Consider the following 12,288-nt stretch of genomic DNA (forward strand, 5'->3'; position numbering starts at 1 on the left):
GCATCCAAGCGAAGTCCAGCACATGGTCAGCCACGTACTCGGCGTGCCGAGCAATGCCGTCACGGTGGAAATCCGCCGCATGGGAGGCGGCTTCGGCGGCAAGGAAACGCAGGGAAATCAGTTTGCCGCATTGGCCGCGATCGCCGCGAAGAAACACCACCGCGCCGTGAAGATCCGGCCCGACCGCGACGACGACATGATCGCCACCGGAAAGCGTCATGATTTCCTCGTCGATTACGAGGTCGGCTTCGATGATGAGGGCAACATCCTCGGCGTCGATTTCATGTTCGCGGCGCGCTGCGGTTTTTCGTCGGATCTGTCCGGCCCGGTAACCGATCGCGCGCTGTTCCACTGCGACAACACTTATTTCTGGCCGGCGGTGCATGCGCAGTCGGCGCCGCTCTACACCAACACCGTGTCGAACACCGCCTTTCGTGGTTTCGGCGGCCCGCAAGGCATGGTCGGCGCCGAGCGCGTCATCGACGAGGTGGCCTTTGCCGTTGGCAAGGATCCGCTCGAAATCCGCAAGAAGAATTTCTACGGCACCAGTAGCGAGGGGGGCCGCAACATCACGCCCTACCACCAGACGGTCGAGGATAACATCATCCAGGGCATCGTCGCCGAGCTGGAGCAAAGCGCGAGCTATGCGCGGCGGCGGCGTGAAATATCGGCCTTCAATGCCAACAGCCGTTTCATCAAGCGGGGCCTCGCTCTGACGCCGGTCAAATTCGGCATCTCGTTCACCGCCACGCATTACAATCAAGCCGGCGCGCTGGTGCATGTCTACACCGACGGTTCGGTGCATCTGAACCATGGCGGAACCGAGATGGGGCAGGGCCTCTACGTCAAGGTGGCGCAGGTGGTGGCGGAAGAGTTCCAGATCGATCTCGACCAGGTGAAGATCACCGCGACAACGACCGGCAAGGTGCCGAACACTTCGGCTACGGCAGCGTCGTCCGGCTCCGACCTCAACGGCATGGCGGCGCAGAATGGCGCGCGCCAGATCAAGGATCGGCTGACCGATTTCGCCGCCGAAAAATATCAGGTGCCGCGTGATCAGGTGCTGTTCCTGCCCAACCGGGTGCGCATCGGCAACCAGGAAATCGCCTTCGCCGACCTTGTCAAGCAGGCCTATATGGCCCGCATCCAGCTGTCGGCGGCTGGTTTCTACAAGACGCCGAAAATCCACTGGAACCGCGACAAGGGCGAGGGCCGCCCCTTCTATTATTTCGCCTATGGCGCCTCGTGCTCGGAAGTCTCGGTCGACACGCTGACCGGCGAATACATGGTCGAGCGTACCGATATTCTCCATGACTGTGGCCGCTCGCTGAACCGGGCGATCGATATCGGCCAGATCGAAGGCGGCTTCATCCAGGGCATGGGCTGGCTGACGACGGAAGAACTGTGGTGGGACGCCAAGGGCCGGCTGCGCACGCATGCACCGTCGACCTACAAGATCCCGCTCGCCTCCGACCGGCCGAAGATCTTCAACGTCACCTTGGCCGACTGGCCGGAAGCCGGCGAGCCGACCATCCACCGCTCCAAGGCGGTCGGCGAGCCGCCGTTCCCGCTCGGCATGTCGGTGCTGCATGCGCTATCGGACGCGGTGGCCAGTGTCGCCGACAACAGGATCTGCCCGCGCCTCGATGCTCCGGCGACCCCGGAGCGGGTTCTGATGGCGATCGAGCGGCTGAAGAAGGAGGCCGGCGCCTGAATCCGGCCCCAGGGTCGGCAATGCGTGCAATCCGGGCCGAAAAAACCTATATTTCCCATTCGGGAACGTGAACCATGAACTCGAAAGTGCAAAGCCTGAAAGCCTTTCTCGCCAGCGCCGGTCGGGTTGCCCTGGTCGAAGTGGCCGGAACAAAAGGCTCGACGCCACGCGAGAAGGGCGCCTTCATGCTCGTCTCGCAGACGGCGATCTTTGGCACCATCGGCGGCGGTCAGCTCGAATATATGGCAATCGACAAGGCCAGGCAGATGTTGGGCAAAGAAGTCCGCATCGAGGTTGACGAAGTCTGCGCTATCCTAGACGTCCCGCTGGGTCCCGAGATCGGCCAATGCTGCGGCGGGCGCGTCGAAGTCTTGATCCGGCTCGTCGATGCTGCGCTTGCCGGCGACCTGGTTGCGGCCGCGGAAGCCGAGGAGGCGCACCTGCCGTACGTCTACATCTTCGGTGGTGGCCATGTCGGCCAGGCGCTGGCATCGGCGATCGCACTTCTTCCCGTGCACGGCGTCGTCATCGAGACGCGGGCCGAAGCACTGGAAGGCATGCCCGAAACCATCGAGACACGGCTGACAGCTATGCCGGAAGCGATGGTGCGGAATGCCCCCGCCGGCGCCGCCTTCGCCATCCTTACCCACGATCATGCGCTGGATTTCCTGATCGTCGCGGAAGCGCTGAAACGCGGTGACACCGCCTATGTCGGCATGATCGGCTCGAAGACCAAGAAAGCGACGTTCAGGACTTGGTTCCTGAAATCGGCGGACGGCAGCCAGGCCGAGTTTGCCCGCCTCGTCTCGCCAATTGGCGGCGACACCGTCAAGGACAAGCGCCCTCAGGTCATCGCGGCGCTGGCTGCGGCCGAGATCATGACGGCGCTGGTCAATCACAACGCAGCCTTAAATGCCGACCATCAAATTCCGCATGGCAAGGTGATGGCAGGCTAAGCTGCGCCGCAGCTAAACCGGCCGTTTCAAACCCAGATGGTCGCGCAGCGTGCGGCCCTGGTATTCCGTCCGGAACAGGCCGCGCCGCTGCAACTCCGGCACGACGAGCGTGGCAAAGGCATCGAGTTCCCCGGGGAAATATGAGGGCATGACGTTGAAACCGTCGGCCGCCCCACCCTCGAACCGCGTCTGCAGTTCGTCGGCGACTTGGGCCGCTGTGCCGACGATGCGCCAATGGCCCCGCGCGCCGGCAAAATGCCGGGCGAGCTGGCGGATGGAGAGGCCGTCGCGGCGCGATTGCTCGATCACCAGCGCTTGCCTGCTCTTCATCCCCTCGCTCTCCGGCAGTTCCGGCAGTGGCCCATCGATCGGATAGCGCCACAGATCGGAGATGCTGAGATAGCTGGACAGCAGCGCCACGCCGACATCGTCGGGGATCAGCTCCTGCAATTCCTCGTATTTTTCACGGGCCTCCGCTTCGGTCTCCGCCACCACCGGTGCGACGCCCGGCATGATCTTGATGTCGTCCGGCTCGCGCCCGTAGGCCGGCAGACGTCCTTTGAGATCGTCATAGAAGGCCTTGGCTTCCTCGAAGGTCTGCGCCGCCGTGAACACCACATCGGCGGTGCGGGCGGCAAGGTCGCGGCCGACATCCGAGGCGCCGGCCTGAACCATCACCGGCGCGCCCTGCGGCGAGCGCGGCAGGTCGAGCGGATCGCGAACCGAAAAGCTCTGGCCGTTATGGCCGGAAGCCTTGCCGTGCCACAGGCCGGTCACCACCTCGGCGAACTCGCGCGCCCGTTCGTAGCGGTCGGCATGGGGCTTGAGGCCCGTCGCGCCGAAATTGGCTGCTTCGATGGGGCTGGCCGAGGTGACCAGATTCCAGCCGGCCCGGCCGCCGCTCAGATGGTCGAGCGACAGGAAGGTTCGTGCCAGCCCATAGGGCTCGTTGTAGCTTGTCGACGCTGTCGAGACGAGGCCGATGCGGCTGGTCTGGACGGCGAGCGCCGAGAGCAGGCTGATCGGCTCGAAACCGATCGAGCGCGACGTCTGGCTGGCAATGCCGATATTGGCTTCACGCAGGCCGGCGGCGTCCTCGCAGAACACCATGTCGAATTTTGCCGTCTCCGCCGTGCGCGCCAATGCGATGTAATGGTCGATGTCGATGCCGGCGGTGACGTGTGCCTTGGGATGGCGCCAGGCGGCGATGTGGTGGCCTGTCGCCCACAGGAAGGCGCCCAGCCTCATCTGGCGAGCGGTCATCGGTCACCTCCGCCGGCAAGCCCGAGATGCGAGCGCAACGTTTTTCCGCGATAGCTTTCTCGAACCAGGCCACGCCGCCGCAGTTCCGGCAGAACCAAGCCGACGAAATCGTCGAGCGCTGAAAGCTGTGCCGGCATCAGGATGTTGAACCCGTCGCAGCTTTTCGCCAGGAATTCCTTTTCCAGCCTCTCGGCGACGGCAGCCGGCTTACTATCGGCGATAAGCGCGACGTTCGTCAGCACTTTCACAGCATCGGGAGTGCGTCCGCACGCCGTGACACGGCGCCTGATATCGTCATAGCGTTCGGTCGCGCCCTCCACCAGTCCGCCGTCCAGCAGGATGACATCGGCGGTGCGAGTGGCAATATCGAAGTCGGATTCCTGCAGGCCCGACAAGACGAGCACTGGCGTATCCTGCGGCGACCGGGCGACGTTCAGCGGTCCGCGCACGGAAAAGAATTCGCCCTTGTGCTCCAGCAGGTGCATCTTTTCGGGGTCGTGGAAGCGGCCGCCGCTCTGGTCGAACAGCAGCGCGTCCGCATCCCAGCCCTGCCACAGACCTTGCACGATGCCGATATATTCCTCACTGCGACGGCGGAAATCGTTAGGCGAAAATCCTTCGGGCCGGCTGAAATTGGCTGCTTCCCGTGGCGCTTGCGTCATGGTTGCGTTCCAGCCACTGCGGCCGTGGCTGATAACGTCGAGCGAAGCGAAACGGCGTGCCAGATTGTAGGGTTGGTGGGCAATTGTCGAGGCAGCCGCAACCAGGCCGATCCTGCTTGTGACAGTCGCCAGAGCGGCCAGTAAGGTCGTCGCTTCGAAGGGCATCCGTTTGTTCGCGGCTTCGCTTTCGGACGCTGGCACGGCATCGGCAAGCAGCACCATGTCCAGCCCGGCTGCTTCAGCCTTTTGCACGAAACCAGCCAGGCGGCTGAATTCCAACCCAGTCTCGAGGGATGGATCGGCGAGCGAAACGGCAAGATGCATTGTGGCGCCGTTGTCCATCGAGGGTTCCCTATGAGATGAAATGCCACCCGAACTATGTTCGCCACATCCTGGGATGGCAACCGCCGGCGCTGGGCCAAACCGCCGCTCACCTACCGGCCAGTCCCTATTTGCCGGCCAGCCTTTATTTGCCAGCAAGCAGATCGTTGATCAGCCGCTGGCAGCGCTCGGCCATGAAGTCGAGCAGCAGCCGCACTTTTGGATCCTGCAGCTTCTTGTGCGGATAGACGGCGGCGAACTGCACCGGTGTCGGTGGCGTGCTGGGCAGGATCACCTTCAGCCGCCGGTCGCGGATGAATGGCTCGACCTCGAAGCGCGGCTTGTTGATGATGCCGCGGCCTGAAAGCGCCCAGCCGGTGAGCACGTCGCCATCGTCGGTGTCGTAGGGCCCGTGTACCTCGAATTTCTGCGGGCCGGTGGGGGTCTGCAGCGTCCACACATATTCGCGCGCGCCCGAATAACGCAGCATCAGGCAGTCGTGCTTCTTGCCGATCAGCTCCTGCGGCTCAATCGGTTCGCCGCGCGCTTCGAGATATTTCGGTGCCGCCACCAGCACGCGCTCGCATTCCATGATGCCGCGCATCCTGAGGCTGGAATCCTCGATGATGCCGAGCCGGAAGGCGACGTCGATGCCTTCCTTCATGATGTCGACATTGTGGTCCGAGAGCCTCAGCCGCACCTCGATATCAGGGTATTTGTCGTGGAAATCGGGGATGCCCGACGCCACCAGCCGGCGGCCGAGGCCGAGCGGTGCCGTGACGCGGATGGTGCCGCGCGGCTGGCCGGAAAGGGCAGAGACCGCGGCTTCCGCCTCGGTGATCGCCTCCAGCACCTGCTTGGCGCCCCCGTAAAAAACCGTGCCATGCTCGGTCGGCATCAATTGCCGCGTGGTGCGGTTGAACAGCCGCACGCCAAGGTGCTTCTCCAGTTCCTTGATGCGGTTGGAAGCGACCGCCGGCGAAATGCGCATGTCGCGCCCGGCCGCCGACAGATTGCCGAGTTCAACGACGCGAACGAAGACGGCGATGTTGTCGAGATAGGCCATGCGGAGCACCTTCGCCGGTTTGCAGGATCAACCTAGTATTTTCCATTTTTTTTTGAAAGTCCTCGTGCGTCGCGCCTCTTTCCGTTTGCGCTCCAGCCCGTAAAGTCACCCAATCGGCAGGGACGAGTTCAATGATGGATTTCGCGATTTTCTGGGACTGGCTGAGCTTCGCCGTGCGCTGGCTGCATGTCGTCACCGGCATCGCCTGGATCGGCTCGTCGTTCTATTTCGTCGCGCTTGATCTCGGCCTGCGCCAGCGTCCCGGCATGCCCGTCGGCGCCTTCGGCGAGGAATGGCAGGTGCATGGCGGCGGCTTTTATCACATCCAGAAATATCTGGTGGCGCCGGCCGAAATGCCGGAACACCTGACCTGGTTCAAATGGGAATCCTACGCCACCTGGCTTTCCGGCTTCGCCATGCTGTGCGTCGTCTATTATGCCGGAGCCGATCTGTTCCTGATCGATCCGAACGTGCTGCCGATGTCGGTGCCGGTCGGTATCCTGCTGTCGCTGGCAACGATCGGCGTAGGCTGGGTGGTCTACGATCTGCTGTGCCGCTCGCCGCTGGGCAAAAGCGACACCGGCCTGATGCTGGTGCTCTATTGTGTGCTGGTGTTCATCGCCTGGGGGCTGACGCATCTGTTCACCGGCCGCGCCGCCTTCCTGCATCTGGGCGCCATTACCGCCACGATCATGTCGGCCAACGTCTTCATGGTCATCATCCCCAACCAGAAGATCGTCGTCGCCGACCTCATCGCCGGCCGCAAGCCCGACCCGAAATACGGCAAGATCGCCAAGCAGCGCTCGCTCCATAACAATTACCTGACGCTGCCGGTCCTGTTCCTGATGCTGTCGAACCACTATCCGCTGGCGTTCGGCACTGAGTTCAACTGGGTCATCGCCTCGCTGGTGTTCATCATCGGCGTGCTGATCCGGCACTATTTCAACTCGGTCCATGCGCGCAAGGGCAATCCGACCTGGACCTGGATGGCGGCACTCGTCCTGTTCATCGTCATCATTTGGCTGTCGACCGCGCCGAAGGTGCTGACCGGCGAACCCAAGGAATCCGCGTCGGCGCAAATCTATGTCGCTTCAGCGCATTTCCCGGCAGTGCGCGACACCGTGCTCGGCCGCTGTTCGATGTGCCACGCGGCGGAGCCGGTGTATGAGGGCATCTATCATGCGCCCAAGGGCGTGATGCTCGACACCGATGCCGACATCGCCAACCACGCCCGCGAAATCTATCTGCAGGCCGGCCGCAGCCACGCCATGCCGCCCGCCAACGTCTCTCAGATCACCGACAAGGAACGGGCGCTGCTGATGGCCTGGTTCGAAGGCGCAGGGAAATAGCATGAATTCGACACTTCTGCGCGGCCGCACGCTGTCCTTTGTGCGCTGGCCGCAAACTCTCGAAGACCATTCCGCCTGGCGCTACGAGGAGGATGGCGGACTGCTGATCCGTGACGGCAGGATCGTCGCCGCGGGTAGTTATGCCGATGTTGAAAAGCAAGCCGACGAAACGGTGAAAAGGATTGACCACCGGCCGCATCTGCTGCTGCCCGGCTTCATAGATGCCCATGCGCATTTTCCGCAGATGCAGATCATCGCCTCCTACGGCGCCGAACTGCTCGACTGGCTGAACACCTACACTTTTCCGGAAGAAACGAAGTTCGCCAACGCCCAGCACGGCCGCCGCATCGCGCGGCTGTTCCTCGACGAAATGGTGCGCCACGGCACCACGACGGTCGCCGCCTACTGCTCGGTGCACAAGGCCTCGGCCGAAGCCTTCTTCGCAGAATCGCATGACCGCAACATGCTCAACATCGCCGGCAAGGTGATGATGGATCGCAATGCGCCCGACGGCGTGCTCGACACCCCGCAATCCGGCTATGACGACACAAAGGCGCTGATCAAGGAGTGGCACGGCAAGGGCCGCCAGCACTACGCCATCACGCCGCGCTTCGCCATCACCTCGTCGCCGGAGCAGATGGAGATGGCGGGCGTGTTGTGCCGCGAACATCCCGGCCTGCACATGCAGACGCATCTGTCGGAAAACCACGCCGAGATCGCTTTCACGCAGGAACTCTACCCGTGGGCGCGCGACTACACCGACGTCTACGAGCATTACGGGCTGTTAGGCAAAAAGAGCCTGTTCGGCCACTGCATCCATTTGTCGGAGCGCGAAGCGGATGCGCTTTCGGACTCGGGCTCGGTGGCGGTGTTCTGCCCGACCTCGAACCTTTTCCTCGGCTCCGGCCTCTTCGATTATCAGCGCTTTCGCCGACGCGACAAGCCGATCCGCATCGCCGCCGCCACCGATGTCGGCGGCGGCACCAACTACTCCATGCTGCGCACCATGGACGAAGGCTACAAGGTGATCGCGCTGAATGGCGAAAAGCTCAACCCGTTCCAGTCCTTCTGGCAGACGACGCGCGGCAATGCCGAGGCGCTGTCGGTGGTGGAAAAGATAGGCACGCTGGACGCGGGCACCGACGCCGACATCGTCGTGCTGGACGCCAGGGCAACGCCGGGAATGCGACTCAGGATGGAGACGGTCGAGACGCTGGCGCAGGAGCTCTTTCTCCTGCAGACGCTGGGCGACGACCGCTCCGTCCGCGAAGTTTATGTGGCGGGGCGGCCAGCCAAGGCTGACATGAGCGCGGGGTAAGACCCCCTCACCCGGATTGCCAACCGAATTGCGAAGGCAATTCGGGGCAATCCGGCCTCTCCCCGAGGGGAGAGGAGGAAGCCGAGGCCCGTGCTCGTCTCTTCTCCCCTCGGGAGAAGGTGGCCACGCCACGGAAGCTTGACCGAGCGGAGCTTGTCGTACACACGACGTGTGACGATTTCGGAGAAAGAAAATGGCCGTTGCTGACGACATCGCTCTGATCAAGAGACAGGAAGAGACCCTTGTCTTCGCGACCTTCGACGAGGCCGTCGCTTTCAAAATCGGCTCCGCCATTCGCGATCGTGCAATCGCCGAAGATCTACCCATCATAGTCGACATCAGGCTGTGGGACCGGCCGCTGTTCTACGCCGCGCTGCCGGGCTCGAACGCTTCCAATCCCGACTGGGCGCGGCGCAAGATCAATGTGGTCAAACGGTTCCTGAGAAGCACCTATCGCATGGTGTTGGAACAGCAGCGCCCCGACCGCACCTTCAAGATTGGTGAAGGGCTGGATATTGCCGACTACGTGCTGGCCGGCGGTGGCTTTCCGGTGACCGCCAAGGGCACCGGCGTCATTGGCGTCATCGCCGTTTCCGGACTGCCCGAGCGCGAGGATCACGGCGTCGTCGTCGATGCGCTGTGCGATCATTTGGGCGTCGACAAGCGCGGCTTGGCATTGCCTCGGGAAGCCGAATGACCGTGCTCGACCCCAAATCGTTCCTCGTCTCCATCTTCAACGCCGCCGTCGCCGCCGCCGATCCGGAACGAACCATCAGGGATCATCTGCCGGCCAAGCCCAAGGGCCGTACCATCGTCATCGGCGCGGGCAAAGGCTCGGCGCAAATGGCGGCAGCCTTCGAGAAAGTGTGGGACGCCCCCATCGAAGGGCTGGTCGTCACCCGCTATGGCTATGGCGCGACCTGCGAGCGCATCGAGATCATCGAGGCGGCGCACCCGGTGCCGGACGCTGCCGGCCTTGAAGCCTCGCGCCGGCTGCTGGCGAAGGTGCAAGGGCTGACGGCGGACGATCTGGTGGTGGCGCTGGTTTCCGGCGGCGGCTCGGCGCTGTTGCCGTCGCCGGCCGGCAGCTTGACGCTGGCCGACGAGATCGCCGTCAATGAGGCGCTGCTCGCCTCGGGTGCGCCGATCGCGGCGATGAACACTATCCGCAAGCACCTTTCCACCATCAAGGGCGGCAGGCTGGCGGCGGCCGCATGGCCGGCCAGGGTGGTGTCGCTGATCGTCTCCGATATTCCCGGCGATAATCCGGCAATGGTCGCCTCCGGCCCAACCGTACCGGATACAGGCAGCCGCGCCGACGCGCTGGCCTCGATATCGGCCTATGGCATGAAACTGCCGGCCTCGGTGATGGCGCATATCAATTCGCCGGCCGCCGATGCGCCAAGCCCGGATAACGAGCGCTTTTTGCGCAACGAGGTGCATCTGATCGCTTCGGCCGGGGTATCGCTGGAAGCCGCCGCTACGGAAGCGAAACGGCAAGGCGTCGAGGCGATTATCCTCTCCGATGCCATCGAAGGCGAGGCGCGCGAGGTTGGCGGTGTCCACGCCGCGATCGCGCGTGAAGTGGCGACGCGCAACAGGCCTTTCTCGAAGCCGGTGCTGATCCTGTCGGGCGGCGAGACAACCGTGACGCTGCGCGCAAAAGGCAAGGGCGGCCGCAATTCGGAATTCCTGCTCGCCTTCGCCATCGGCATCAATGGCGTCGACGGTATCAATGCGCTGGCCGCCGATACTGACGGCATCGACGGTTCGGAAGACAATGCCGGTGCCTTTGCCGATGCTTCGACCGTGTCGCGCATGCGCGCTGCCGGGGTGGACGCCAAGGCTATGCTTGCCGGCAACAATGCCTGGACGGCCTTCAACGCGGTTGACGATCTCTTCGTACCCGGCCCGACCGGTACGAATGTCAACGATCTCAGGGCAATTCTGATCAGGTAGCCGCAGCAATTCCAGGAAGGTTTTCCGTCCGGAATCGCGCAAAACAGACCAATCAGGCGGCCATCAGCCGCTTCACCAGCTTCATATCCTGCAGGAACCGTTCGCGTTCAGCCTCCTTGTCCGCGGGTTCGCGGATGCGCAGGATGAAGGAGGGATGGATGGTGATGAACACGCGCAATCCGTCCTCGCGCTCGATCACTTGTCCGCGCATCTTTGTCACCGGAATCGCCTTGCCGAGCAGCGACATCGCCGCTGTCGCGCCGAGTGCCACGGCGAGGTTCGGCTTGATCAGCTCGAATTCTTGGTCGATCCACCAGCGGCAGGCCTGAATCTCACCGGAATTCGGTTTGGAGTGGATGCGGCGCTTGCCGCGCGGCTCGAACTTGAAGTGCTTGACCGCGTTGGTGACATAGACCTTTTGCCGGTCGACACCGGCATCGTCCAGGATCGCATCGAACACCTTGCCGGCCGGACCCACGAAAGGTTTGCCGGCGAGGTCCTCCTGATCCCCCGGCTGTTCGCCGACGAAGATCACCTTGGCATTGTCAGGGCCTTCACCGAAGACGGTCTGCGTCGCGTCGCGCCACAGCGGGCAGCGGCGGCAGCCTTTCGCTGCCTCGCGCAATTCCGGAATCGTGCTTGCATCATCTTCCGGTGCTTCGACGGGCTGCTTCGGCCAATGCCGTGCCTGCACCTTTGCGTGGTGCGGCGCGGGTGTTGTCGGCATCTTCGCAATCATGTCCTTGGCGGCCTTGTCCGCTCCTGCGATCATGTCTGGAATGAGCGAGGCCTCGGGAAGGTTCCGCCAATATTTCTTCGGCATCTCCTTCTGCATGGCTTTCACCTTCAATCGCGCCGGGTTGAAGATGTTCTCGAAATAGGTGCGCCAGAGCGCCTCGGTATCGTCCTGATCAGGCGCATCGCCCTTGGCCGCGCCCGGCCCGATCGCCAGCCTTTCGCCATCCCAGTCGGCAGAGGCATAAGGGGTCAGGATCGTCCAGCGCATGCCGGTGAAACGTCTGACGAAGAAATCGGCGTTGCGCTCGACGATGAAATGATCCGGCTCGAACCAGGCGACATAGCGCTCATCGGCACCGTCGCCGATTTTCCGGAAACGTACGAAGGCGTGCATCTTGTGGCTGTCGCGCCGCACCGCCTTCTCCATGGCCTCGAGCCGCCTGGTGTCGGAATCCGACGCGATTTCCAGCAGTTTAGCCTCGTCGCGCAATCGCCACAGCATTCGGTAGAGAAAGGCAAACCGGCCGGGATCGGAATGGCAGAACGCCGTTTCGGCATGCCCGAGGAAGTCGCGCGGCACGACGAGTTGCGCGCCCGCAGGCACTTCAGGCAATTGTGCCTGATCAGAGCCTGGCGCGACATGCCAGTCGACGTCCTCGGGCCTGACCTCATTCAAGGCCAGCCGCCGTGCCGCGTCACGCCAGCCCGCAAAATCCGTCTCGCTGTCGAGCCGAACTCTGTATCTGGCGAGATCGAGTTCCGCCGGCCGCATGATCAGAACAACGACAACTGTTCGCAGGAGGAGGCAATCTTTTCGCGCAGGCCGGCCTTGTCGGTCAGCGCGCCAGGTGACCAGCCTTCGGCGATGATGAACGGCCTGAGCTTGGCGATCGACTGGCAGATCCGTCCGACGTCCTCGAGCCGCATGCGCCGGTGCCGACG

At 63.2% G+C, this 12,288-nt stretch carries 10 protein-coding genes; 6 read left to right on the top strand and 4 right to left on the bottom strand.

Translation table 11 applies throughout. The features are described from left to right. Both xdhB and xdhC read left to right on the top strand, forming a co-directional pair. Positions 1–1,714 (top strand): xanthine dehydrogenase molybdopterin binding subunit (gene xdhB, locus EN925_RS06650; protein WP_128336418.1); only part of this gene is annotated, 1,714 nt, incomplete at its 5' end. Between the two features lie 74 nt (positions 1,715–1,788). Beyond that, the gene (gene xdhC, locus EN925_RS06655; RefSeq protein WP_127384916.1) at positions 1,789–2,670 is read left to right on the top strand and encodes a xanthine dehydrogenase accessory protein XdhC; all 882 of its coding nucleotides are present in this window, start codon (positions 1,789–1,791) and stop codon (positions 2,668–2,670) included. Positions 2,671–2,682: 12 nt separating this feature from the next. On the opposite strand, the gene EN925_RS06660 is transcribed toward xdhC, so the two are convergent. The 3 genes from EN925_RS06660 to EN925_RS06670 all read right to left on the bottom strand — a co-directional run bounded on the left by EN925_RS06660 (position 2,683) and on the right by EN925_RS06670 (position 5,982). Next, a complete protein-coding gene (locus EN925_RS06660) occupies positions 2,683–3,933 on the bottom strand; it encodes an LLM class flavin-dependent oxidoreductase (RefSeq protein ID WP_127369942.1) in 1,251 nt (416 codons plus the stop codon). Further along, positions 3,930–4,937, bottom strand: coding sequence for an LLM class flavin-dependent oxidoreductase (locus EN925_RS06665; RefSeq protein ID WP_127369943.1), 1,008 nt, complete (start codon positions 4,935–4,937; stop codon positions 3,930–3,932). Before EN925_RS06665 ends, EN925_RS06660 begins: the two co-directional genes overlap by 4 nt. Before the next feature lie 124 nt (positions 4,938–5,061). Continuing rightward, positions 5,062–5,982 carry a LysR family transcriptional regulator gene (locus EN925_RS06670; protein ID WP_024501932.1) on the bottom strand — a complete coding sequence of 307 codons (921 nt, stop codon included), beginning with the start codon at positions 5,980–5,982 and terminating at the stop codon, positions 5,062–5,064. A gap of 131 nt (positions 5,983–6,113) precedes the next feature. Here EN925_RS06670 and EN925_RS06675 point away from each other — a divergent pair, with 131 nt between their 5' ends. From EN925_RS06675 to EN925_RS06690, 4 genes are all read left to right on the top strand, one after another. After that, positions 6,114–7,331, top strand: a complete 1,218-nt coding sequence (locus EN925_RS06675; protein WP_064992893.1) for a urate hydroxylase PuuD — start codon at positions 6,114–6,116, stop codon at positions 7,329–7,331. A 1-nt stretch (position 7,332) separates the two neighbouring features. Next, positions 7,333–8,649 (top strand): guanine deaminase, encoded by a 1,317-nt coding sequence (gene guaD / locus EN925_RS06680; protein WP_063169826.1) that lies wholly within the window; start codon positions 7,333–7,335, stop codon positions 8,647–8,649. A 193-nt stretch (positions 8,650–8,842) separates the two neighbouring features. After that, complete coding sequence (locus tag EN925_RS06685) at positions 8,843–9,346, top strand: heme-degrading domain-containing protein (protein ID WP_064992895.1); 504 nt, start codon at positions 8,843–8,845, stop codon at positions 9,344–9,346. Beyond that, a complete protein-coding gene (locus tag EN925_RS06690) occupies positions 9,343–10,608 on the top strand; it encodes a glycerate kinase (protein ID WP_127384917.1) in 1,266 nt (421 codons plus the stop codon). The genes EN925_RS06685 and EN925_RS06690 overlap by 4 nt, the downstream gene beginning before the upstream one ends. 52 nt (positions 10,609–10,660) lie before the next feature. Here EN925_RS06690 and EN925_RS06695 read toward each other — a convergent pair whose 3' ends face one another. After that, complete coding sequence (locus EN925_RS06695) at positions 10,661–12,118, bottom strand: UdgX family uracil-DNA binding protein (RefSeq protein WP_064992897.1); 1,458 nt, start codon at positions 12,116–12,118, stop codon at positions 10,661–10,663. Positions 12,119–12,288 lie beyond the last annotated feature (170 nt).

This window comes from Mesorhizobium sp. M7A.F.Ca.US.006.04.2.1, from assembly GCF_004022915.1.
In the GTDB taxonomy this organism is placed as follows: domain Bacteria; phylum Pseudomonadota; class Alphaproteobacteria; order Rhizobiales; family Rhizobiaceae; genus Mesorhizobium; species Mesorhizobium ciceri.